General features: G+C 68.6%; 22 protein-coding genes. 12 read left to right on the forward strand and 10 right to left on the reverse strand.

Annotated features, from left to right (window positions below):
• The first annotated feature begins 91 nt into the window (after positions 1-91).
• From ACR4XJ_RS13805 to ACR4XJ_RS13815, 3 genes are all read left to right on the forward strand, one after another.
• Positions 92-577: a DUF2318 domain-containing protein gene (locus tag ACR4XJ_RS13805; protein ID WP_434755741.1), complete on the forward strand. Its 486-nt coding sequence runs from the start codon at positions 92-94 to the stop codon at positions 575-577.
• Between the two features lie 63 nt (positions 578-640).
• Positions 641-1,834 carry an ABC transporter permease gene (locus tag ACR4XJ_RS13810; protein WP_434755742.1) on the forward strand — a complete coding sequence of 398 codons (1,194 nt, stop codon included), beginning with the start codon at positions 641-643 and terminating at the stop codon, positions 1,832-1,834.
• Between the two features lie 28 nt (positions 1,835-1,862).
• Positions 1,863-2,570, forward strand: coding sequence for an ABC transporter ATP-binding protein (locus ACR4XJ_RS13815; RefSeq protein ID WP_434755743.1), 708 nt, complete (start codon positions 1,863-1,865; stop codon positions 2,568-2,570).
• A gap of 141 nt (positions 2,571-2,711) precedes the next feature.
• On the opposite strand, the gene ACR4XJ_RS13820 is transcribed toward ACR4XJ_RS13815, so the two are convergent.
• The 7 genes from ACR4XJ_RS13820 to queA form a co-directional block, all read right to left on the reverse strand.
• Positions 2,712-3,941, reverse strand: coding sequence for a diguanylate cyclase (locus ACR4XJ_RS13820; RefSeq protein ID WP_434755744.1), 1,230 nt, complete (start codon positions 3,939-3,941; stop codon positions 2,712-2,714).
• Positions 3,942-4,211: 270 nt separating this feature from the next.
• On the reverse strand, positions 4,212-4,502 hold the full coding sequence (locus ACR4XJ_RS13825) for a hypothetical protein (RefSeq protein WP_434755745.1): 291 nt from the start codon (positions 4,500-4,502) through the stop codon (positions 4,212-4,214).
• Between the two features lie 388 nt (positions 4,503-4,890).
• A complete protein-coding gene (locus ACR4XJ_RS13830; protein ID WP_434755746.1) occupies positions 4,891-5,433 on the reverse strand; it encodes a 2-oxoacid:acceptor oxidoreductase family protein in 543 nt (180 codons plus the stop codon).
• Entirely contained in the window at positions 5,433-6,182 is a 750-nt protein-coding gene (locus ACR4XJ_RS13835; protein ID WP_434755775.1) for a thiamine pyrophosphate-dependent enzyme, read from the reverse strand. The genes ACR4XJ_RS13830 and ACR4XJ_RS13835 overlap by 1 nt, the downstream gene beginning before the upstream one ends.
• 41 nt (positions 6,183-6,223) lie before the next feature.
• Positions 6,224-7,318, reverse strand: a complete 1,095-nt coding sequence (locus ACR4XJ_RS13840) for a 3-methyl-2-oxobutanoate dehydrogenase subunit VorB (RefSeq protein WP_434755747.1) — start codon at positions 7,316-7,318, stop codon at positions 6,224-6,226.
• 4 nt (positions 7,319-7,322) lie between these two features.
• Entirely contained in the window at positions 7,323-7,562 is a 240-nt protein-coding gene (locus tag ACR4XJ_RS13845) for a 4Fe-4S binding protein (protein WP_434755748.1), read from the reverse strand.
• Between the two features lie 194 nt (positions 7,563-7,756).
• Positions 7,757-8,941: a tRNA preQ1(34) S-adenosylmethionine ribosyltransferase-isomerase QueA gene (gene queA / locus ACR4XJ_RS13850; RefSeq protein ID WP_434755776.1), complete on the reverse strand. Its 1,185-nt coding sequence runs from the start codon at positions 8,939-8,941 to the stop codon at positions 7,757-7,759.
• Positions 8,942-9,169: 228 nt separating this feature from the next.
• Here queA and ACR4XJ_RS13855 point away from each other — a divergent pair, with 228 nt between their 5' ends.
• From ACR4XJ_RS13855 to ACR4XJ_RS13880, 6 genes are all read left to right on the forward strand, one after another.
• Positions 9,170-9,730, forward strand: a complete 561-nt coding sequence (locus ACR4XJ_RS13855) for a hypothetical protein (protein ID WP_434755749.1) — start codon at positions 9,170-9,172, stop codon at positions 9,728-9,730.
• An 80-nt stretch (positions 9,731-9,810) separates the two neighbouring features.
• Positions 9,811-11,073: a bifunctional phosphopantothenoylcysteine decarboxylase/phosphopantothenate--cysteine ligase CoaBC gene (gene coaBC / locus ACR4XJ_RS13860; protein WP_434755750.1), complete on the forward strand. Its 1,263-nt coding sequence runs from the start codon at positions 9,811-9,813 to the stop codon at positions 11,071-11,073.
• Complete coding sequence (locus tag ACR4XJ_RS13865; RefSeq protein ID WP_434755751.1) at positions 11,055-12,002, forward strand: hypothetical protein; 948 nt, start codon at positions 11,055-11,057, stop codon at positions 12,000-12,002. Before coaBC ends, ACR4XJ_RS13865 begins: the two co-directional genes overlap by 19 nt.
• 171 nt (positions 12,003-12,173) lie before the next feature.
• Positions 12,174-12,935 carry a slipin family protein gene (locus tag ACR4XJ_RS13870; protein WP_434755752.1) on the forward strand — a complete coding sequence of 254 codons (762 nt, stop codon included), beginning with the start codon at positions 12,174-12,176 and terminating at the stop codon, positions 12,933-12,935.
• A gap of 180 nt (positions 12,936-13,115) precedes the next feature.
• The gene (locus ACR4XJ_RS13875; protein WP_434755753.1) at positions 13,116-14,123 is read left to right on the forward strand and encodes an NAD-dependent epimerase; all 1,008 of its coding nucleotides are present in this window, start codon (positions 13,116-13,118) and stop codon (positions 14,121-14,123) included.
• A 554-nt stretch (positions 14,124-14,677) separates the two neighbouring features.
• Positions 14,678-15,466, forward strand: coding sequence for a ParA family protein (locus tag ACR4XJ_RS13880; protein ID WP_333505627.1), 789 nt, complete (start codon positions 14,678-14,680; stop codon positions 15,464-15,466).
• A gap of 43 nt (positions 15,467-15,509) precedes the next feature.
• Here ACR4XJ_RS13880 and ACR4XJ_RS13885 read toward each other — a convergent pair whose 3' ends face one another.
• Positions 15,510-15,920, reverse strand: a complete 411-nt coding sequence (locus ACR4XJ_RS13885; RefSeq protein ID WP_434755754.1) for a hypothetical protein — start codon at positions 15,918-15,920, stop codon at positions 15,510-15,512.
• 91 nt (positions 15,921-16,011) lie between these two features.
• Between ACR4XJ_RS13885 and ACR4XJ_RS13890 the strand changes: the two genes are divergently transcribed.
• From ACR4XJ_RS13890 to ACR4XJ_RS13900, 3 genes are all read left to right on the forward strand, one after another.
• A complete protein-coding gene (locus ACR4XJ_RS13890; RefSeq protein WP_434755755.1) occupies positions 16,012-16,944 on the forward strand; it encodes a ParB/RepB/Spo0J family partition protein in 933 nt (310 codons plus the stop codon).
• 31 nt (positions 16,945-16,975) lie between these two features.
• Positions 16,976-18,001, forward strand: a complete 1,026-nt coding sequence (locus ACR4XJ_RS13895; protein WP_434755756.1) for a bifunctional heptose 7-phosphate kinase/heptose 1-phosphate adenyltransferase — start codon at positions 16,976-16,978, stop codon at positions 17,999-18,001.
• A gap of 359 nt (positions 18,002-18,360) precedes the next feature.
• A complete protein-coding gene (locus ACR4XJ_RS13900) occupies positions 18,361-18,759 on the forward strand; it encodes a DnaJ family domain-containing protein (protein WP_434755757.1) in 399 nt (132 codons plus the stop codon).
• 61 nt (positions 18,760-18,820) lie between these two features.
• On the opposite strand, the gene ACR4XJ_RS13905 is transcribed toward ACR4XJ_RS13900, so the two are convergent.
• On the reverse strand, positions 18,821-20,302 hold the full coding sequence (locus ACR4XJ_RS13905; protein ID WP_434755758.1) for a transcription antitermination factor NusB: 1,482 nt from the start codon (positions 20,300-20,302) through the stop codon (positions 18,821-18,823).
• Entirely contained in the window at positions 20,299-21,240 is a 942-nt protein-coding gene (locus ACR4XJ_RS13910) for a DUF116 domain-containing protein (RefSeq protein ID WP_434755759.1), read from the reverse strand. Before ACR4XJ_RS13910 ends, ACR4XJ_RS13905 begins: the two co-directional genes overlap by 4 nt.
• Positions 21,241-21,302: the final 62 nt, after the last annotated feature.

The following is a 21,302-nucleotide window of genomic DNA, read 5'->3' on the forward strand; positions in this document are numbered from 1 at the left end:
GGCGGCATTCCGCCCGGTCAGCGGTTGCTTCCCCTGACGGCCATGCCTATGTGGTGCGGTACGTCCGTGTGGTTCTTTTCAGGAGCAGTGCATGAAATTTTTCCGTCTTGTCCTTCCGGCCGCGCTCATGGTGCTGGCCCTGCTTGCCCCGCTGGCGATATCCAGCGCCGCCCACGCCTTTTTCGGCTTTGGCGGCAAGTACGAAACCGTGCAGCCCCAGGGCGAGACGGTCCGCATCAAGGCCGCCGACATCTCCGATACGGCCCGGTTCTACGCCTTCAAGGACGGCGGCGTCGAGATCCGCTTCTTCGTGGTGAAGGGCCCCGACGGCGCGGCCCGCGCGGCCCTGGACGCCTGCGACGTGTGCTGGCGCGAGGGCAAGGGGTACCGGCAGCAGGGGCCGAACATGATCTGCGAGAACTGCGGCATGGCCTTCAACACCGCGCGCATCAACGAGGTGCGCGGCGGCTGCAACCCGCATCCGCTGGAGCGCGCCATGGACGCCAACGGCGACCTGCTGCTGCGCGTGGCCGAACTGAAGGCAGGGGCCAGGTATTTCGCCACCGCCAGGAAATAATCCGCTCCGCCGGAATCAACGCCTTGGGGGGGAGATCTGCCCGGCCCCGCCCGCGAGCACGCCATGAACATCCTGACCATTCCGCTGCGCTGCGCCCGCAAGAAGTGGCTGCGCACCCTCTCGCTGTTCTGCATCTTTACCCTGGGGGTGGCCTCCATCGTGGCCCTGCGCGAGGTGTCCGCCGTGGTGGGCGAAAGCCTGGAGCGCAAGCTCACCAGCTTCGGGGCCAACATCATGGTCTCCCCGGCGCGCGAGACGCTCACCGTCAGCTACGGCGGCCTGCCCTTGGGCGACCTGCTGCTGGACGAGGGGCAGCTGCCCCACGCCGACACCGTCCGGCGCATCCGGTCCATCGAATTCAACGCCAACATCGCCGCCGTGGCCCCCAAGCTGGTGACCATGGCCCGCATCGGTTCGCCCGTGGGTGCGGCCACCCCCGTGGCCCCGCTGCCCGTGGCCGTGGTGGGCGTGGACTGGCCCGAGGAACTTTCGCTGAAGGGCTACTGGGCCATCGACGGCGCAACGCCCAAAATCCCGGAAGGGGCGCTGGCGGGCCACGCCGTGGCGGCGCGGCTGGGCCTTGCGCCCGGCAGCGTGGTGGACGTCAACGGCCATGCGGTGACCGTCACCGGGGTCATCGGGTCCACCGGCAGCGACGACGACAACGTGCTGCTGGCGGACATCGGCTTCGTGCAGCGGGCCTTCGGCCTGCCGGACAAGGCCAGCTTCGTGGAAGTGGCGGCCCTGTGCGCGGGCTGCCCCATCGACGACATCGTGGCCCAGCTGCGGGGCGCGCTGCCGGGGCAGGACATCAAGGCCCTGCGCCACGTGGTGGAGCAGCGCATGTATTCCGTGCACTTCGCCCAGCACCTGGCCCTGGTGGTCAGCCTGGTCATCCTGCTCACGGCCTGCGCCATGGTGGTCATGTCCATGCTCTCCGCCGTCAACGAGCGGCGGCGCGAGATCGGCATCCTGCGTTCGGTGGGCTTTTCGCGCTTCGGGGTGTTCACCGTGTTCGCGTCCGAGGCGCTGCTGGTGGGCGTGGCCGCCGGGCTGACGGGGCACCTGGCCGGGCACGGCCTGGCCCTGAAGGTGCTGGAACTTTTGCACATGGCCGACGTGGCCGCTCCTGCGTTCAGCCCCGCCGCGCTGGCCCTGACCACCTGCGGCATCGCCGCCGTGTCCGTGCTGGCGGCCGCCTTCCCGGCGTGGAAGGCGTCGCGCGTGGAGCCTGCCGCCGCCCTCGTTTCTCTCTAGCTTTCCAAGCAGTCCCAAAGGGCACCGCATGACCACAGACCACACCGCCAGCGCCCCGGCCATCATCGAGGCGCGCGACCTTTGCAAGAGCTACCCGGCCACCGACGGCGGCGCGCCCGCGCCCGTGCTGCGCGGCGTTTCACTGCGCGTGGCCCCCGGCGAATTCGTGGCCGTGGCGGGCCGTTCCGGCTCGGGCAAGTCCACCCTGCTCAACGTGCTGGCCTCGCTGACCCTGCCCGACGCGGGCGCGGTGCTGTTCGACGGCGAGGACATCACCCGCGTGTCCGAGGCCCGGCGCAACCGCCTGCGCCACAGCGACTTTGCCGTGATCTTCCAGGCCCACCACCTGATGCCCTACCTGACCGCGCTGGAAAACGTGCTGCTGCCGTTCATGAACGGCCTTGCCCCGGTGCCCGCCGCCATGGCCGAAAAGGGCCGCCGCGTGCTGGACCGGGTGGGGCTTTCCGGCAAGGCGGGCTCGCTGCCCGGCGCGCTTTCCGGCGGGGAGCAGCAGCGCGTGGCCATCGCCCGCGCCCTGGTGCGCGACGCGCGGGTGCTGTTCGCGGACGAGCCCACCGGCAGCCTGGACACGGCCACCGGCGAGGCCATCATGGAACTGTTGGCCGAACTGGGCCGCGACGGGCTGACCACGGTGATGGTCACCCACAACCCGGACTACGCCCGCCGAGCCCACCGCACCCTGGTCATGCGCGACGGCCTGATGGTGGACGGGTAGGGGCAGGCCGCATGGCCGCCTTGCCCTCTGCCTGACCGTTCCCGCAGGCCTGTCCCGCCGTTCCGCAATGCGCAGGGGGGCGTTGCCGCCCCCCGTCGTGTTCCCCTTCCCGTTGATGTCGTGCCGGCGAATCCGTTCCGGTCACGCCCCGGACGCTTCCGCCATGCCCGCCTGTTCCGCGGCGGCGTCGGGTTCCCGTTTCGCGCGGGGGGGCCGAAGCTCGCGTCCCCCGCGTCTCTTGGCGTCGCGCGGCGGGGGCCGTCCCTCGCACAGCAGCGCATCTTCGTCGCACTCCGCGGACACCACGGCGTGCCCCTCCGCCAGCTTGGCCCGGTACATGGCTTCGTCCGCCCGTTTCAGCAGCTGTTCCGGCTCATGGTCCAGGATGGGCTCGAACTGGGCGATGCCGATGCTCAGGGTCACGCCGTAGCGCTCCTCGCTGGCGTCGAACGCCTCGATGAGCCTGTGCGCCCACTGCTGCGCGCCGTGGATGCCGGTATCCATCAGGATGGCGCAGAACTCGTCGCCGCCGCACCGGGCCGTCACGTCGCCCTCGCGGCAGCACCCCTTCAGGCATTCCGCAACGTTTTTCAGCAACTGGTCGCCGACCTTGTGTCCCCACGTGTCGTTGGCGATCTTGAAGTTGTCGAGGTCCATGTAAACGAGGGAGAAGTGCGAGCCCATGCGCTGGGCGCGCAGGAATTCGCGCCGCAGTTCGGCATGGAAGTGGCGCTGGTTGGGGATGCCGGTGAGCCCGTCGAGGCGGGCGAGGTCCTCCAGTTCCCGCGTGCGCTCGGCCACCATCTGCTCCAGTTCCTTGGCGTAGGTGGTCAGTTCCTCGCTGCGGTACAATATCTCGTCCATCAGGCTCTGGATGTAGGTGTCGAAGATGAGCGCAAGGTCGAAGAACACCACCCTTTCCAGGGCGTGCATCACCTCCATCTGCTGTTCCATGCCGGGCACCTCGCTGCGGATGCGCTGGCGCAGCATCCGGGTCAGGTGCAGCACCGCGGTCATGAACAGCTTGGGCGTGACGCCGATGCGCTTGTGCACCAGCCCCACGCGCAGCCGGCTCTGCACGTAGTCGAGCCCGTACTCGCCCTCGAACAGGGTGAGCACGTAGTTGCGCAGCGAGCGTTTGAGCCGCATCAGGCCTTCCTTGTCGCCGATGAGCCGGGCCACCTCGTCCACGTTGGCCAGCACGTCGTAGAATTCGTCCAGCAATTCCTCGACGTTGGCGGTGATGACTGCCTTGAAGCGCTTCAGGGTGGCGCAGTCCTCTCTGGTCACGCCCACCAGGCGCAACCGGCGCTCCACGGCCTGCACGCCGATGTGCATCTGTTCGCAGAGGGTCAGTTCCGTGTGTTTCATGTTCTCCTCCGGCTTGGGGCCTTGTCAGCGAGCTACCACTGGCGGTGGGCCGGAGACATGATAATATCGGATTTCCGTTGACGTGGCGGGACCGGGCGGCAGGGGGCAACCGCCAGGGCATGACGTTGGACATGCGAAAACGCATGGCGGCCCGTGTCCATTGCAGGAAACACGGGCCGCTGGCGTTGTGGCGAAGTGTCGGAACTGTGTGAAGGCGGGGGACGGACGGCACGGGCGGCCGATGGGGCCGGGTGCGAAAGGGTGCGAAGGCTACTTGAAGCGCGCCCGTGCCGATGCGAAGGCCGCCTCCACGGCGTCCCACGCCAGCTCAAGACCGGCCTTCATGTCCTTCCAGGCATGCTCGCCCGCATGCTGCAATTCATCCAGCTTGCGCTTGGCCTCTTCGCGCTTGCGGCGCAGGTCGGCGATCTGCTCGTGGTATTCCACCCGGGCTTCCGCCTTGGCCAGCGCGGCCTGCACTTCCAGCTTTTCGAGCTGGGCCTTCCACAGTTCGAGCTTGTCGCGAAGGGTGCGGATGTACTCTTCCCTGGTGTTGGGCATGGTCTGCACTCCCGTGGCTGGGGTTGTGTCAACGGGCCGGAATGTCCGGCATCCGCGCGGCCCCGTGCCGCGCCTTCACCCGTACAGGTAGGCATCGGCGCGGGCCGCGTCCAGACCGGGGCGGGAAGATGGCCGGAATGTTCCTTCCGCATCACCCTGTCATGGCTGGGGATATGCGGGGCGCTGGCGCACGGAAACGAAACCGCCCGCTGCGAAGGTTCGCGGCGGGCGGCCGATTTTTCCGTCATGTTCCCCGCAGCCCTTGCGGGACATGGGGTTTGGCGCGGCTCACGCCCCGCGTTGCCGTTGCGCTCCGGTTGCGGGCGGGGCGGGGCAGCGCGATGCGGTTTGCCGCTACCGGCAGGTATTCTCCCGCCGTTCCGGCAGGTTATCCAGCGTGGTCGTACCCCGCCTGCAACGCATCCGCGTTCTTGGGAATCAGATGGCTGTAGTGGGCGGAAATGACGCTGGTCAGGCTCTTCTTCACGATGTCCAGGTCCACCACGCCCGTGGCCCGCACGTAGGCCCCCAGCGCCACCATGTTGGCCATCTTGGTGTTGCCCAGCGTGTCCGCGATTTCGTTGGCGGGCACGGCCACGGTGCGCACGCGCGCCTCGGCCTGCTTCACGTCCACCAGCGAGGAGTTCAGCACCTGCACCCCGCCGTCCTCCAGCCGGGGCTGGAACTTGTCCAGCGAGGGCTGGTTCATGACGATGAGGCTCCTGGGCCGCTGGATGATGGGCGAGCCGATGTCCTCGTCCGATACCACCACCGTGCAGTTGGCGGTGCCGCCGCGCATTTCCGGCCCGTAGACCGGAATATAGGTGACGTTGAGCCCCGCGTTCATGCCCGCGTAGGCCAGCAGGTTGCCGATGAGCATCACGCCCTGGCCGCCGAATCCGGCCATGATCACGTCCTGGTAGAGCGCCATCAGCACACCCCCTCGCCTTCGGTCACGTCCTTGTACACCCCCAGCGGGAAGTAGGGGATCATCTCCTCGCGGATGCGGGTATTGGCCTTCACCGCGTCCATGCGCCAGTTGGTGGGGCAGCCGGACAGCAGTTCCACGAAGCCGAAGCCCAGGCCCTGCTGCTGCACGTCGAAGGCCTTGCGCACGGCCTTCTTGGCGGCGCGGATGTTCTTGACGCTGTCCAGCGAGGCGCGGGCGGAATAGGCCACCCCGCCGAGGCCCGCGATGATCTCGGCCATGCGGATGGGCATGCCCTCGCGGTCGCGGCAGCGGCCGCCGGGGCAGGTGGTGGTCTTCTGGCCGATGAGGGTGGTGGGGGCCATCTGGCCGCCGGTCATGCCGTACACCGTGTTGTTCACGAACACGATGGTGATGCGCTCGCCCCGGTTGGCGGCGTGCATCACTTCCGCAAGGCCGATGGAGGCAAGGTCGCCGTCGCCCTGGTAGGTAAACACGATCTTGTCCATGCGGGCGCGCTTGACGCCGGTGGCCACGGCCGGGGCGCGCCCGTGCGGGGCCTCCACCGAATCCACGGCCAGGTAGTTGTAGATGAACACCGAACAGCCGATGGAGGCCACGCAGATGGTGTCCTCCACCACGCCCATTTCCTCCAGCACTTCGGCCACCAGGCGGTGGGCGATGCCGTGGTGGCAGCCGGGGCAGTAGTGGGTGGCGCGGTCCACCAGCACGCCGGGAACCTCGAAGGCCATCTGCTCGTCATCGGCGAGCGCCAGTTGTGCGTCAGCCTGCATCACTTGCCCCCCATGGCGTCCAGAATGGGCGCGAGGAAATCGTCCGAGCCGGGCATCTCGCCCGGCATGTGCCCGTAGAAGGCCGAATCCACGATGCCGCGAATGGAAAGCCGCACGTCCTCCACCATCTGGCCGCAGTTGTGCTCGATGGTCAGGAAGCGCTTTCCCTGCTCCGCCAGGCCGCGCAGCAGCGGGCCGGGGAAGGGGAACAGGGTCTGCGGCCGCACCAGGCCCACCTTGTGGCTCTGGGCGCGCAGCTTGCGGATGGCGGACTTGGCGATGCGCCCGATGGACCCGTAGGCCACCACGATGAGTTCGGCGTCGTCGGTCAGGAAGCATTCCGCCCTGGCCTCGGCCTGCATGGAGGCGTACTTGGCCTGGAGATGCCGGTTCTGGCCCGCCAGCGCGCCGTCTTCCAGGAACAGCGACTTCAAGAGGCGCGGCTTGCGTCCCCTGGCCCCTTCCAGCCGCCAGTCGGCGGCTTCCGCAGAGCCGGGGCCTTCAGCGGCGGCGGGCTTCCACGGGGTGACCGGCTCCTTCATCTGGCCCACGATGGCGTCGCCCAGCACCATGACCGGGTTGCGGTATTTGAAGGCCAGGTCGAAGGCTTCCACCATCATGTCGTAGCATTCCTGGCAGGTGGCCGGGGCCAGCACCAGCAGCTTGTAGTCGCCGTGGCCGCCGCCCTTCACCGACTGGAAGTAGTCGCCCTGCGAGGGGCCGATGTCGCCGAGGCCGGGGCCGCCCCGGTTCATGTTCACGATGACGCCGGGCAGTTCGCTGCCCGCCATGTACGAGATGGCTTCCTGCATCAGCGAGATGCCGGGGCTGGACGACGAGGTCAGCGCGCGGATGCCCGCGGCGGCCGCGCCCAGCAGCATGTTGGCCGAGGCCACCTCGCTTTCCGCCTGCACGAATTCGCCGCCCGCGTCGGGCAGGGCGAAGGACATCATTTCCGGAATGTCGTTCTGGGGGGTGATGGGGTAGCCGAAATAGCAGCGGCAGCCCGCGGCCAGCGCGCCGTGCGCTATGGCCTCGTTGCCCTTTATGAAGATGCGTTCCGGCGTGCCCGTGTCGGGTGTGTTGTGCGGCATGGGGCTACTCCTTCCCGGCCTTCCTGGCCTTGCGCGACTTGATGACGCGGATGGCGACGTCCGGGCAGATCAGCGCGCACGAGGCGCAGCCCGTACAGTCCTTCATGGCATCCGCCGGAACCTCGGCGACCTTGTAGCCCTGTCTGTTGAAGCGCGAGGACTGCGCGATGATGCCCTTTGGGCACACCGTGGTGCACAACAGGCACCCCTTGCAGCGCTCGTCCAGGAATACGACCCGTGACATGAAACCGTCCTTTGGGATGGAGGTTCGAAAGGCTGGTGGATGAAATGCGAACCCGGCCGCAGCCGGACCTGCATGCCGCGCGGCGGCTTCTACCTATAGGACAAGTTCTGCAGCTTTTCAAAGCATGGTGCGGCGCCCGGCGAACGGGCATGCCCCACCCCTATCTCTAGGGAGAGCGCGCCCGCAACCGCCCGTCACAACAACAGCATGGCGTCGCCGTAGGAGAAGAACCGGTACCCCCGCGCCACGGCCTCTGCGTAGGCGGCCAGCACCCGCCTGCGTCCGGCAAAGGCGGAGACCAGCATCAGCAGCGAGGATTCCGGCAGGTGGAAATTGGTGATGATGTGGTCCGCCACCGTGAAGCGGTAGCCGGGCCTGATGAAGATGTCCGTCCACCCGGTGAAGGCGCGCACCTCGCCGCAGGCGCGCACCGTGCCTTCCAGCGTGCGGGTGGAGGTGGTGCCCACGGTGACCACCGGCCTGCCTTCCGCCTTGGCCGTGCGGATGGCGGCGGCGGTGGCCTCGCCCACCTCGATGTACTCGCGGTGCATGGCGTGCTGGCGGATGTCCGCGCAGCGCACCGGGCTGAAGGTGCCGTAGCCCACGTACAGGGTGACCTCCGCCCATTGGCGGTCCGTGGCGGCAAGGCGGGCGCGCAGGCCGTCGGTGAAGTGCAGCCCGGCCGTGGGCGCGGCCACGGAGCCGAGGCGGCTGTCGTCGGCGTACACGGTCTGGTAGCGCTCGCGGTCTTCCGGCGCGTCCTGCACATGGGGGCTGTCCGCCGTCGTCTCGCGCCGGATGTACGGGGGCAGGGGCAGGTGGCCCTGTTCCAGGAACAGGCGGCGCAGATCGCCCCGCCAGTGCAGGCGCACCGCGCTGCGGCCGAAGTCGCCGGGTTCGGTCACCTCCACGCCCAGGTCCGGGCCGAAGGACATGACGTCGCCGGGGCGGATCTTCTTGGAGGCGCGCAGCAGCCCTTCGGCGGGCACGGAGCGCCAGCCCCCGCCTTCATCGCGCAGGCCGTCGCGCGTGCCGTCGGCTTCGGCCATCTCCTCCAGCAGGGGCAGGGGGGTCAGCAGCAAAAATTCCACCTTGCCGCCGGTGGGCCGCACGCCCAGCAGGCGCGCGGGCAGCACCTTGGAATTGTTGGCCACCAGCAGGCAGCCTTCCGGCAGGTAATCGCACAGGTCCGCGAAGCGGGCGTGGGACAGCCCCGCACCCCCGGCGCGCCGATCCAGCACCAGCAGGCGCGAGCCGCCCCGCTGCGGCGCGGGGTGCTGGGCGATGCGGTCTTCCGGCAGGTGGAAGCGGTACGATTCCAGCCGGTCGTCTTCGGGGACGCCGCCGGTCCCGGTCCCGGATTCCGTGGCGGCGCGCATCAGGCCGTTGCCGGTGTTGCCCATCGTGTCATCCATACGCATATATTCCTCGCGGGGTGCGCCCCGCGTGGCGCGCGCCGTTTGCAGTCCGGCACGACATCCGCTAGTGTCGGCGCAGTTTTCGCGGTGGGCGCACGCCCCCGCAAGGCCCGCGCGCGGGCCGTACCGGACCCCCGGCCGCCACAGGACGCGGGCCGTCCGGCCGCACCATCAGCACAGGAGAACCCCATGCGCAAGCTCGTCATAGCCGCCGCCCTGTCCGCCACTCTGCTCACCGTGCAGGGCTGCTCCTCCACGTCCATTCCGAACCCGTTCGAGCCCGCCCCGCCCGCCAGCGTGAACGAGGTGTACTACGGCGAGTTCCGCGACGTGCCCATCCCCAGCGACATGAGCGAACAGACCAAGTACACGGCCGTCTCCCAGAACTCCGACGGGTCCAAGACCGGCACCCAGGTGTTCGAGGGGCGCATCGACCGCCAGTCGCTGGTCAACGCCATGATCCACAACATGACCCGCCAGGGCTGGGCTCTGCGTTCGGTGTTCCGGGGCCAGCGTAGCGTGCTGCTGTTCGAGAAGGGCGACCGCAACGCCATCATCGGCATCACCGACGGCCAAGCCTACTCCACCCTGGAAGTGTGGGTGGCCCAGCGCCTGCCCGAAGGCGCGGGCGTTTCGACGGGCGCGGGCACGGCGTCGGAAGGCACGTACCCCACCGGCAATTTCTCCGTCGCGCCCAACGCGCCGGCGCCCTCCGGCGGCGGCGTCAAGGAACAGGGGCTTTCGCAGTAGTCCGTCCGGCGGCCGCTGTCCAGTGGCCCGCCGTGGCCTGCCCGCAACGGGCCTCGACCCGGATCGTGCCCAGGGGGAACATGGACGCGCATCTCGCCTTCACCCGCTTCACCGGCCGCAGGCTCCACCTTGGGGTCTGCGGCTCCATCGCGGCCTACAAGGCCCCGGACTTCGTGCGCATGTGGCGCGACGCAGGCATGGACGTGGGCGTCACCATGACCGACGCAGCCCGGCGGTTCATCGCGCCGCTGACCTTCGCGGCGCTGGGCGCGTCGCCGGTGTTCACCACCATGTTCGCGGGCGGCCCTGCCGGTCAGCCGGGTGGGGACGGCGCGTCCCCTGCTTCACCTGACGACGACGTGTTCGGGCACCTCATGCCCGGCCAGGCCGCGCACGCCTTCGTCATCGCCCCGGCCAGCGCGACCACCATGGCCCGGCTGGCCCACGGCCTGGCCGACGACATGCTGTCCGCCCAGGCCCTGGCCTTTCCCGGCCCGCTGGTCATCGCCCCGGCCATGAACCCCAAGATGTGGTCCAACGCGGCCGCGCAGGACAACGTGGCAACCCTGCGCCGCCGTGGCCACGTGGTGGTGGAGCCCGCCTGCGGGCGCACCGCGTGCATGGAGGAAGGGCAGGGCAGGCTGGCCGACCCGCGCGAGGTCTTCCTGTACGGCCTGCGCGCCGCATCCCCGCAGGACATGCAGGGCCGCCGGGTGCTGGTCACCCTCGGCCCCACGCGCGAACAGTGGGACGGCGTGCGCTACTGGACCAACCCCTCCAGCGGGGTCATGGGCGCGGCCGTGGCCGTGGCCCTGTGGCTGCGCGGGGCGGAGGTGCACGCCGTGTGCGGCCCCGGCACGCCGTGGCTGCCTGCCGGAATCACCCGCCATGACGTCACCAGCGCCCGGCAGATGTTCAAGGCAGCGGACGGCCTGTGGGATGGCATGGACGCGGGGGTGTTCACCGCCGCCGTGGCCGATTTCAGCCCCGTGCCGCTGGGCGCGGAAAAATTCAAGAAGGCGGACGCGCGGGACGGGTTCAGCGTGGCCTTCACCCCCAACCCGGACATCCTGGCCACCCTGGGCGACCGCAAGCGGGACGGGCAGAAGGTGGTGGGCTTTGCCGCAGAGACGTCCGGCCTTGCGGAAAGCATGGCCCGCAAGCTGTCCGCCAAGAACGCGGACATGATCGTGGGCAACCTGGTGGGCGGCGCGGATGCCGGGTTCGGCACGGCCACCAACCGGGTCACCGTGCTGGCGCGGGGCGGCGAGCCCGAGGAATGGCCGGTGCTGCCCAAACCCGACGTGGCATGGAGGATCGTGGATTGGCTCGTCCGCCTCTAGGTCTGCTGGAAACCCTGCGCCCGTGGCACGGGGCCGGGCTGCTGCACGTGCTGCTGCCCGAAGGGGAGGCTGCGCCCTCCGCCGATGCGGTCGCCGCAGGCGGTGACGTGCCCGGTGCCGACGTGCCGGATATGGGCGCGTTTCCGGCGGTCTGCGACGCGCCCGCGAGCATGCGCGGCGTGTCGGTCCGGTCCGGCGAAGGGCACGGTGACGATCCTTCCTTCGACCCGGACGCCTACGACATTCCGCCCGATCCCATGGCCGACGATAGTTTGGCGGGCATGGGCCACGGCACGACGTCCGGACCGGCCTTCGGCAGCCACGTGTCCCACGGCGGTGGGCGGCCGCAACCCCCGCAACGGCCCGCCCAGACTTCATCAGGCTCCGGTCTGGCGGCGACTGCGCCGCCCGTTGCGTCCGGCCCCTCGGCCAGCCCCCTGCCGCCGGAACGCTGGCCCGGCCCGTGGCGCGAGCTGTTCGCCAGGACGCCGCAGCCAGCCCCCGTGCTGTGGACCTACTGGGCGCTGGGGCTGGATCTTTCCGGCTGCGCCGACGCCGCCCGGCGCGACACCCTGCGCCGTATCCTGGGCGCGCTGCGGCAGCCCAAGGGCAGCAATGCGTTCTGGCCGGTGTCCATGCCCGATGCCGGAGCGGCGGACGCCTCCGAATCGTCCCCCGAGCCCGGCGCCGACCCTGCCCTGTTTCTGGCCGGGATGGAGCGCATTGCCCCCCGCCTGGTGGTGGTCATGGGCTCCAAGGCCCTGCGCGCCTTCGCGCCGGACCTGCGGGCCCGTCCGTACCAGCAGATTCCGTGGAGGGGCAGGCTGCTCATCGTGTTGCCCGACATGGACAACCTCATCGCCGCCCCGGCCACGGTGGAGGCGGTCATCGCCTACCTGCGCACGGCCCTGAAGCCCGCCACGCTGTAACGGCCAACCGCCCCCGTCACCCGCCCCCCTCGCGTCCCGGCTTTCTTTCCGTGCGCCACCGTGCCTTTCCGTCGGCACTATGGTATGTTCCGGCGCATGGCCCGCCACGGGCTCGGCAACGCGGATGCCCCGCAACGCTTGCAGCCCGTCCCGGCCGTGCGGGAGGTTCCCATGTTCGACTTCGCCTCCATCTTTGGCCCGGCCGCCGCCCTTGGCGTCCTGCTGCTGGTGGCCTCGCTCAAGGTGCTCAACGAGTACGAGCGGGCCGTCATCTTTCGCCTGGGCCGCATCATCCGGCCCAAGGGCCCCGGCCTGATCATCGTCATCCCGGTCATCGACCGCATTGTCCGGGTGGGCATGCGCGTGCTGACCATGGACGTGCCCGACCAGGACGTCATCACCCGCGACAACGTGTCCATCCAGGTCAACGCCGTGGTCTACTTCCGGGTGGTGGATCCGGTGAAGGCCATCAACGAGGTGGAGGACTACCTGTACGCCACCTCGCAACTGGCCCAGACCACCCTGCGCAGTGTGTGCGGCGGCGTGGAACTGGACGACCTGCTGGCCCACCGCGACAAGGTCAATCAGGACATCAAGGCCCTGCTGGACACCCAGACCGAGGAATGGGGCATTGCCGTGCAGTCGGTGGAACTGAAGCACATCGACCTGCCGCAGGAGATGCAGCGCGCCATGGCCAAGCAGGCCGAGGCGGAACGCGAGCGCCGGGCCAAGGTCATCAGCGCGGAAGGCGAATTCCAGGCGGCGGACAAGCTGGCCCAGGCGGCGTCCATCATCGCGGAGCACCCGCAGGCGCTGCAACTGCGCTACCTCCAGACCATCCGCGAGATGGCGGCGGAAAGCTCGTCCACGGTGTTGCCCATTCCGCTGGACCTGCTGCGCGGGCTGCTGCCCAGGGAGTCCGGCAAGGGGTAGGGCAGGACCCGGCGCGGAAACGGGGTCCGAACCGGCCGCGGCTTTCCCTTGCGGCCGTCTTCCGCTACTGTCCCCACGTCATGCCGCCGGAGACCTTGCGGTTGCAGCCCCCTGCATCCCCGTATCCGGGCACGGCACCGCGCGTGCCCTTGCAAGCAACAGCCACCACAGGACGCCACCATGCATATTCTCGTCACCGGCGCGGCCGGGTTCATCGGCTACCACCTTTCGCGCCGCTTTCTGGAGGCCGGGCACACCGTCGTGGGTCTGGACTGCCTGAACGACTACTACGACGTGCAGCTGAAGAAGGACCGCCTGAAACAGCTGGAACCGTACCCCGGCTTCACCTTCGCCCATCTGGACATGGCCGACGACGCGGCCATGGACGCCCTGTTCGCCGAACAGAAGTTCACCCACGTGGTCAACCTGGCCGCCCAGGCCGGGGTGCGCTACTCGCTCAAGAATCCCCGCTCGTACGTGCAGTCCAACCTGGTGGGCTTCGGCAACATTCTGGAAGGCTGCCGCCACAACGGGGTGCGGCACCTGGTCTATGCCTCGTCCAGTTCCGTCTACGGGCTGAACACGGCCATGCCGTTCAGCGTGCACCACAACGTGGACCACCCCATCAGCCTGTACGCCGCTTCCAAGAAAGCCAACGAGCTGATGGCCCACACTTACAGCCATCTGTACCGGCTGCCCACCACCGGCCTGCGCTTCTTCACCGTGTACGGGCCGTGGGGCAGGCCGGACATGGCCCTGTACCTGTTCACCAAGGCCATTCTGGAAGGCCAGCCCATCAACGTCTTCAACGAAGGGCGCATGCGGCGCGACTTCACCTACATCGACGACATCGTGGAAGGGGTGGTGCGCGTGACGGAACGCACCCCGCAGCCCAACCCGGAATGGCGGGGCGACGCGCCGGACCCGTCCACCAGCCCGGCCCCCTATCGCATCTACAACATCGGCAACAACAATGCCGTGGAGCTTGGCCGGTTCATCGAAATTCTGGAAGACACCCTTGGCCGCAAGGCGGTGCGCAACCTGATGCCCATGCAGCCCGGCGACGTGGAGGCTACCTACGCCGACGTGGACGACCTGATCCGCGACACCGGGTTCAAGCCGCACACCCCGCTGGAACAGGGCATAGGCGAATTCGTGCGCTGGTTCCGCGACTACTACAAGATGTAGCCGACGCTGGCCGCAGGCCCCGCCCCGCATCGGCCAGGACGGGCGGGTTGACCGGTTTTTTCCTTCATCAAGCCGCATTGCCATGAATGATCAACGGGCGCTTCCCGCAAGGGGAGCGCCCGTTGTTTCATGTGAAACGTCATATCTGTTTGAAATGGATGCGGGTTGCTTCCGGACGGTGGGCACAGCGGCATTTCTTCCGCAATGCCGTCCTGTCCGGGGTTGGTCCGCCCGCTCCGGGCAGGGGTTTGATTTGCGTCGTCTCCGTTGCCGCCGGAAACCCACGCGCTCAGGACACGGGCGACCGTGCTTCTCGCGTGCGTTCATCATGGCGTAATTCCACAACATGGCTGCTTTTTTGCCGCTGTGGGGGCACGTTGTTCAACCGGCGCATCAATGTTTTGCGTGTTGACAGGGTGTCGTGCCTCACATAGCTATAACCCTGTGCTTGGCGAGCCCGGCGGACCTGTTCACCGCCGTTTTCTCCCCTCCGGCGCGCATACGTTTCATGTGAAACATGAATTTTGCCTCTTACCCCAACAGGATAGGCAGCCGTGGCACGAATCATCGCAGTCGCCAACCAGAAGGGCGGCGTGGGCAAGACCACCTCTTCGCTCAACCTTGCCGCATCCCTCGCCATCATGGAAAAAAAGGTCTTGCTGGTCGACTGCGACCCGCAGGCCAACTCCACCAGCGGGCTCGGCATCGACCAGGAGGAAGTGCGCCACAACCTCTATTCGGTGTTCTTCCAGCCCGAAGAGGTGGTGGAGGCCATCTACCCCACCCAGACGCCGTACCTGTCCATCCTGCCGTCCACCACCGACCTGGTGGCCCTGGAACTGGAACTGGTGGACAAGATGGCCCGGGAGTACTTTCTGGCCGACCTGCTGAAGCCGCTGGACGCCAGGTTCGATTACATCATCCTGGACTGCCCGCCGTCGCTGGGGCTGATCACCCTGAACGCCCTGTGCGCCGCGCGTGAACTGCTTATCCCCCTCCAGTGCGAGTTCTTCGCGCTGGAAGGCATCGTGAAGCTGCTGCAAACCTTCGAGCAGGTGAAGAAGCGCCTGAACCCCGGCCTGGCGCTGCTGGGAGTGGTGCTGACCATGTACGACGTGCGCAACAAGCTGTCGCGGCAGGTGAAGAACGAAGTGCGCAAGTGCTTCCCCGACCACCTGTTCGAAACGGTGATCCCGCGCAACGTGCGCCTGTCCGAGGCCCCAAGCCACGGCAAGTCCATCATCCACTACGACATCAAGTCCAAGGGTGCGGAATCGTACCTGGCGCTGGCCAAGGAAGTGGTGCTGCGCAGGCCGCAGCGGCGCGAAGGGCAGGGCGGATAGGTAGGGAAGGCGGTTCGCCGCGCTGGTGCGCGGCGAACCGTGTTCATTTGGGGCTGGCGGGCGTGAATTCGAAGCAGATGTGGTCTTTGAAGTGCTTCTTGCGCACCGAGGCGCCACACTTCACGCAGTCGAAGACCAGCATCCCGCTGAGGGTGGCGTTGCGCAGCAGAAAGGGATGCAGGGGGTCGTGCTCCCAGTCGTCGGTGGCGGCGCCGCAGCAGTCGCAGTGCACGTCGGCGCAGAAGGGGTACTTGAAGTCCCAGTAGTCCTTGAACATCTGCCAGTCGTCCATGGGCTCCGGCCGGGCAGTGGGGTACATTTTTTCCAGGGCCTGTTCCAGCAGCGGCGCCACCTTGTGCTGCACGGCGGCCCACACCTGCGGGCTCAGCAGCACGCCGTAGAGCTGTCCGTGGCGGTCGTGCAGGTGCACCACGTGCGCTTCGCGTTCGTTCATCCGGTTGGCACTCCATGAGGGTGTTTGTTCGTCAGTCCACAGATTTAGGTAAAGATTCAGGTCTACGCGGCCCAAAGTCAAGGAGAACACGATGGCAGGACCTTCGCGCGGATTAGGCAGGGGACTCGACGCCCTGTTCAAGGGCTATCAGGAACAGCCCAAGCCCTCGGACATCCGCACGCTGCCCCTGCGCGCGCTGCGCCCCAATCCCAACCAGCCCCGCAAGATGTTCACCGAAGCGGCGCTGGAGGAACTTGCCGCCTCCATCCGCAGCCAGGGCGTGTTGCAGCCCCTGCTGGTGCGCCCCATTCCGGGCACGGACGGGCAGGGTGACGAGGCCCGCCAGGCCTATGAAATCGTGGCGGGCGAGCGCCGCTGGCGCGCCAGCCAGATGGCCGGGCTGCGCGAAGTGCCCGTGCTCATCCGCGAACTTACCGACCAGGAAACGCTGGCCGTCGCGCTTATCGAAAACCTGCAACGCGAAGACCTGAACCCCATGGAAGAGGCCCTCGCCATGCAGGAACTGCGCGAGCAGTTCGGCCTGAGCCAGGAAGACCTGGCCCAGAAGCTGGGCAAGAGCCGCCCGGCCGTGGCCAACACCCTGCGCTTGCTGCACCTGCCCGAGGCCGCCCGCGAAGACCTGCGCGAGGCGCGGCTTTCCGCCGGGCATGCCCGCGCCCTGCTGACGGTGACCGACCCGGAGCCGCAGGATACCCTGCGCCGCCGCATCCTGTCGGACCGGCTGTCCGTGCGCGAGGCGGAAGCAGCCGCCGCCCACTGGCGCGACCGTGGAGCCCTGCCGGAGCCTTTGGCCGCCCCCCCCAAGCGCGAGGAGGCGCGCCCCGCCCGGCCGCCGCACCGTGTGGCGCCGTCCATGCGTTCCTTGCAGGGCCGCCTGCACGAGGCCTTGAGCCTGCGGGTGTCCGTGAGCGGCACGGAGGAAAAGGGCAAGATCACCCTGAATTTCGAGTCGTCCGAGCAGTTGGCGCAGCTTTTGGCGCGGCTTGGCCTGGAACAGCGATAACGCGGCGTATTACGCTTTGCAGGATGTATTGATGGTCAGCTACAGCATCGATGGCGTCGCCCTGGGCATGCAGGTGGACCGCCTGGCGGGAGCCCGCGTGTGCGTGGTGGGCGACGTGATGATCGACGAATATCTGGTGGGCGACGCCCAGCGCATTTCGCCGGAAGCGCCCGTGCCCGTCATCAGCGTGACCGAGGACCGCCACCTGGTGGGCGGCGCGGGCAACGTGGCCAGGAACATCCGCACCCTGGGCGGCGTGCCGCGCCTGGTCAGCGTGTGCGGCAACGGCCCGCGCTCCGCGCTGCTGCGCCGCGTGCTGGAAGAGCAGGGGGTCGCCGCCTGCTTCGTGGAAATCCCCGGTCGGCCCACCACCCTGAAGACCCGCGTCATCGCCCGGCAGCAGCAGATGCTGCGCATCGACCGCGAGGAAACCAGCCCCATCGGCGGCGAGCATCTTGCCGCCTTGCTGCGGCTGGTGGATGCGGCCAGCGCGGATTGCGACGTGGTCATCGTGTCCGACTACGGCAAGGGAGTGGTGACCGGCGAGTTCATGGACGGACTGGAAGCGCTGTGGCAACGGCGCGGCACGCGCCCCGCCGTGCTGGTGGACCCCAAGACGCCCAACTTCCACCTGTACCGCAACGTGTTCATGCCCACCCCCAACGCCAAGGAAACCAGCGAAGGGGCGCACCTGCCCACCAACACCCGCGAGGAAATCCTGGCGGCCGGGCGGGCCATCTTCGAAAAGCTGCACTGCCGGCACCTGCTGACCACCCTTGGTCCCAAGGGCATGGCCCTGTTCGAGGGGCCGGACAAGGTCTGGCACATCCCCACCACGGCGCGCAGCGTGTTCGACGTGACTGGCGCCGGGGATACGGTCATCGCCACCGTGGCCCTGGCCCTGGCGGCCGGGGTGAACCTGCTGGAAAGCTGCGTGCTGGCCAACTACGCGGCGGGTATCGTGGTGGGGCAGGTGGGGGCGGCTTCCGTACTGCCGGACGAACTGCGCGAGGCCATCGCCGCCCTGCCGGTGCCGCACGTGGACCGCTGGGCCTGACCGGTTTTTTCCTGCGTTTTCGCCAAGGCTCCCGCGAGGGAGCCTTGTTCGTTTTTCAGGGACGGAATGCGATTTCACGTGAAACACGAATCGTAAACGCCGATGGAAACGTAATACGATTCGGCATTGTTTCGGCGGCGGCAACCACATGCGTGGGGCAGACCCGGCGGCCGTCGCGCCTGCCATGCCGGGCATTGCCGGGCGCGCGGCATGGGCGTATGTGGCGGACAGGCGCGGCCCGTGCCGGGTCATGCCGAATCGGGCCGAATCGGGCCGAATCGGGCGCTGCCCGGCCGGCCGGCATTTCACGCTTTTCCGGGGCGCGCGCAACGCGCCCCGGCCCCCTTGCGGGAGGCCCCATGGACGCCATGACGCTCATCGCCGAGCGGCGCATCGCCGAAGCGCAGGAAGAGGGCGCGTTCGACAACCTGCCGGGCGCGGGCCGCCCGCTGGAACTGGAAGACGACTCCATGGTGCCCGAAGACCTGCGCATGGCCTACAAGGTGCTGCGCAACGCGGGGTACCTGCCGCCGCAACTGGACACGGCCCGCGAGATCCAGACGGTGATGGACCTGCTGGAAAACTGCGCGGACGAGCGCGAGAAGTACCGCCAGATGCAGAAACTGAATCTGCTGCTGCGCAAGGTGGGGGCCAGCCGGAACCGGCCGCTGAACTTCGAGGAATACGAGGCGTATTACCAGAGCATGGTCAGCCGCATGCGCGTAGCGGGCCGAGGGGAAAACGGCGGGGAAGGCTAGGGGCGGCGGCGTCCGGCAGTGGTGCGGGGCAAACGGCAACGAGGCCGGTCCTGACAGCAGGCTAGCCCTTGCGCAACAGCACCCCAAAAAAGAACTCACGGGCCGGGGGATCAACCGGGGTGACGTGCTGTGTCTCCACGGTGAGCAGGGCGGATGTTCCGGTGTCGGACGTCCCGGCCAGCAGCCGGTCGATCTGCGCCTCGTTCTCCGTGGGGTTCAGGGTGCAGGTGATGTAGGCGACGCGTCCGCCGGGCGGCAGCGCGGCCACGGCGGCGTCGAGGATGCGCGCCTGCAACGCCGCCAGGGTGTCGAGATCGGCCGGGGTACGGCGCAGCTTGATGTCCGGACGCCGCGACAGGGTGCCCAGCCCGGAACAGGGCGCATCGATGAGAATGGTGCGGAACGCGCCCGGCGCATACGTCGCGCAGGGCGGCTGTGTGGCCGAGGCGCGGGCCAGCGCGGGCACGGCCAGCCCCAGCCGTTCGGCATCCGTGCGTAGGCCGCGCAGACGGGCCGCATTGGGATCGCTGCACAGGCGCACGTCCACCCCGCGTTCCAGCAGGGCCAGCGCCTTGCCGCCCCGCCCGCAGCAGGCGTCCCACACCGGGCCTTCCCAGGTGTCCGGGCGCAGCGCGTCCAGCACTTCCTGCGATGCCGCGCCCTGGCGCGACAGCAAGCCTTCGCGCTCCAGCGCGGCCACCTCGGCCGGAAAGCCGCCGGGGGGAAAGACCACCCCGGCATGGCCGCAGCGCGCGCCGCCATGCTCCGCAACCAGGCGGCCGCGCAACGCTTCCCATTCAGGCCGCGTGGCGTTGACGCGCACCGCCGGAGCCGGAGCCTGCGCACTGGCCGCCAGCAGGGCAGCGGCGCGGTCCATGCCGTACGCATCGCACCACAGGTCCACCAGCCAGCGCGGCGCGGCATGGTACACCCCGAGGAAATCGCGTTGGTCCGGCAGGTCGGCGCGGTACAGGTCCGCGTTGCGGGTGCCGCCGCCCAACCGGGCCACGTTGCGCAGCACGGCGTTGGCCAGCTTGCCGAGGCCGGGACCGAAGCGCAGGCGGATGTGGGTGACGGCCCAGTCCACCGCCGCGTAGTCGGGGATGCGGTCCAGATGCAGGATTTCGTGCGCGGCCACGCCAAGGGTCAACAACGCTTCCGGCGGGAGCTTTTCCGGTGCCTTCAGGAAGCGCCGCAAGAGCCACGAAATGCGGATTTCCGTCCGCAGGTACCCGTAGACGAGTTCCGTGGCCAGGGCGGCGTCCTGGCGCGAAATTCGGCCATGCCGCAATGCGGTGCCGTCAGGCGTGGCGGGGAGGGGCTTTTGTACGTGAGCGGCGCTTGCGGACGAGGCTGCGTCACCCCTTGTTGCGGGTGTGTGTGCCTCCGCAGGGCCGGTGGCCTCCGCAAGCACCCCGTCCAGGGCGGCCTGCACTTCCTGCCCCTTGCGCAGCACCTTGTCCAATGCGGCAAGGGCGGCCGCGCGGGCGGGGGGCAGGTGGGCGCTCTTCCGTCCGGGTTGATCGGGGCGGCGGGCGCTCATTGCGGTTCCGAAGGGGTGGCGGGCGATGCGGCAGGGGCAGAAGCCGATGCCGCCGCATCCTTGCCGTCACGCGGCCCGAAGACCGCCCCCGCCACCGCACCGGGCGTGGCGGCAGGCTCGTCTTCGCTATCGGGCGGCAGCACGTTCAGGAAGTGCCGCAGGGCCTTTTCCACGTTGGTCAGGCTGACCAGGGTGTCCAGGCAGGGGCCGTTGGGCCGCTCGTTGAGCACGCCGTACACCGGAATGGGGTGGGTGTCCTGGATGCCGCTGGCGAGGTCGCGCTCGCAGGCCACGGCGATGATCAGCCGGGGCCGCTCCTTGACCACGATGCGCCGGGCGATGGTGCCGCCCGTGGCGATGGCCAGCTTCACGCCATAGCGGTCCCGCAGGGCCAGCAGCCGTTCGATGGGGCACTGGCCGCAGCGCTTGCAGTGGTCCACGCCATAGGTCAGGCGCACCGCGCAACTGCTGGATTGCAGGCAGTGGGGCAGCAGGATCAGCACGTCGGACGGGGCGAAGCCGCCCGTTTCGCCGCGCACCAGTTCGTTGTTGACCTTGATGAACGAGTGGCGCACCTCTTCGCGCGAGATGCCGAGCAACCGCCCCAGCAGTTCCATGAGCGGCAGGAACAGCTTCACCGCCACGCCGCGCACCCGCTGCGAGCCGAACCACGGCCGCCCGGTGTAGATGTGCAGCACCAGCCCCAGCGTCGCCCACACGATGAGCGCGATGCACGCCACCAGCAGCGCGCCGGTGATGTCCGGCACCAGCGGGTGGATGTTGCCCAGCCCGATGTACGGGATGATCCACCCCACCAGCAGCACCAGGCACAGGGCGGCGGACGTCAGGCTGACGAGCCCGATGAACAGCCGCTTGCGGGCGCCGTGGTAGTCCTCTCGCGGGAGGGAATCCGGGTTCTTGCGGATGGGCATGGACATGGGTTCGGTGCTTGCGGAATGGCGGAAAGGGTTGGGGAGGGCCGCCGGTCAAAGCGACAGGG

It is taken from the genome of Nitratidesulfovibrio sp. D1 (assembly GCF_051133415.1).
Lineage (GTDB): Bacteria > Desulfobacterota > Desulfovibrionia > Desulfovibrionales > Desulfovibrionaceae > Cupidesulfovibrio.

Excerpts from the sequence above, each read along its gene's own strand:
- ACR4XJ_RS13805 (WP_434755741.1), top strand. The coding sequence starts at position 92 with ATGAAATTTTTCCGTCTTGTCCTTCCGGCCGCGCTCATGGTGCTGGCC.
- ACR4XJ_RS13810 (WP_434755742.1), top strand. The coding sequence starts at position 641 with ATGAACATCCTGACCATTCCGCTGCGCTGCGCCCGCAAGAAGTGGCTG.
- ACR4XJ_RS13815 (WP_434755743.1), top strand. The coding sequence starts at position 1,863 with ATGACCACAGACCACACCGCCAGCGCCCCGGCCATCATCGAGGCGCGC.
- ACR4XJ_RS13820 (WP_434755744.1), bottom strand. The coding sequence starts at position 3,941 with ATGAAACACACGGAACTGACCCTCTGCGAACAGATGCACATCGGCGTG.
- ACR4XJ_RS13825 (WP_434755745.1), bottom strand. The coding sequence starts at position 4,502 with ATGCCCAACACCAGGGAAGAGTACATCCGCACCCTTCGCGACAAGCTC.
- ACR4XJ_RS13830 (WP_434755746.1), bottom strand. The coding sequence starts at position 5,433 with ATGGCGCTCTACCAGGACGTGATCATGGCCGGATTCGGCGGCCAGGGC.
- ACR4XJ_RS13835 (WP_434755775.1), bottom strand. The coding sequence starts at position 6,182 with ATGGCCTTCGAGGTTCCCGGCGTGCTGGTGGACCGCGCCACCCACTAC.
- ACR4XJ_RS13840 (WP_434755747.1), bottom strand. The coding sequence starts at position 7,318 with ATGCCGCACAACACACCCGACACGGGCACGCCGGAACGCATCTTCATA.
- ACR4XJ_RS13845 (WP_434755748.1), bottom strand. The coding sequence starts at position 7,562 with ATGTCACGGGTCGTATTCCTGGACGAGCGCTGCAAGGGGTGCCTGTTG.
- queA (WP_434755776.1), bottom strand. The coding sequence starts at position 8,941 with ATGCGCGCCGCCACGGAATCCGGGACCGGGACCGGCGGCGTCCCCGAA.
- ACR4XJ_RS13855 (WP_434755749.1), top strand. The coding sequence starts at position 9,170 with ATGCGCAAGCTCGTCATAGCCGCCGCCCTGTCCGCCACTCTGCTCACC.
- coaBC (WP_434755750.1), top strand. The coding sequence starts at position 9,811 with ATGGACGCGCATCTCGCCTTCACCCGCTTCACCGGCCGCAGGCTCCAC.
- ACR4XJ_RS13870 (WP_434755752.1), top strand. The coding sequence starts at position 12,174 with ATGTTCGACTTCGCCTCCATCTTTGGCCCGGCCGCCGCCCTTGGCGTC.
- ACR4XJ_RS13875 (WP_434755753.1), top strand. The coding sequence starts at position 13,116 with ATGCATATTCTCGTCACCGGCGCGGCCGGGTTCATCGGCTACCACCTT.
- ACR4XJ_RS13885 (WP_434755754.1), bottom strand. The coding sequence starts at position 15,920 with ATGAACGAACGCGAAGCGCACGTGGTGCACCTGCACGACCGCCACGGA.
- ACR4XJ_RS13890 (WP_434755755.1), top strand. The coding sequence starts at position 16,012 with ATGGCAGGACCTTCGCGCGGATTAGGCAGGGGACTCGACGCCCTGTTC.
- ACR4XJ_RS13895 (WP_434755756.1), top strand. The coding sequence starts at position 16,976 with ATGGTCAGCTACAGCATCGATGGCGTCGCCCTGGGCATGCAGGTGGAC.
- ACR4XJ_RS13900 (WP_434755757.1), top strand. The coding sequence starts at position 18,361 with ATGGACGCCATGACGCTCATCGCCGAGCGGCGCATCGCCGAAGCGCAG.
- ACR4XJ_RS13905 (WP_434755758.1), bottom strand. The coding sequence starts at position 20,302 with ATGAGCGCCCGCCGCCCCGATCAACCCGGACGGAAGAGCGCCCACCTG.
- ACR4XJ_RS13910 (WP_434755759.1), bottom strand. The coding sequence starts at position 21,240 with ATGTCCATGCCCATCCGCAAGAACCCGGATTCCCTCCCGCGAGAGGAC.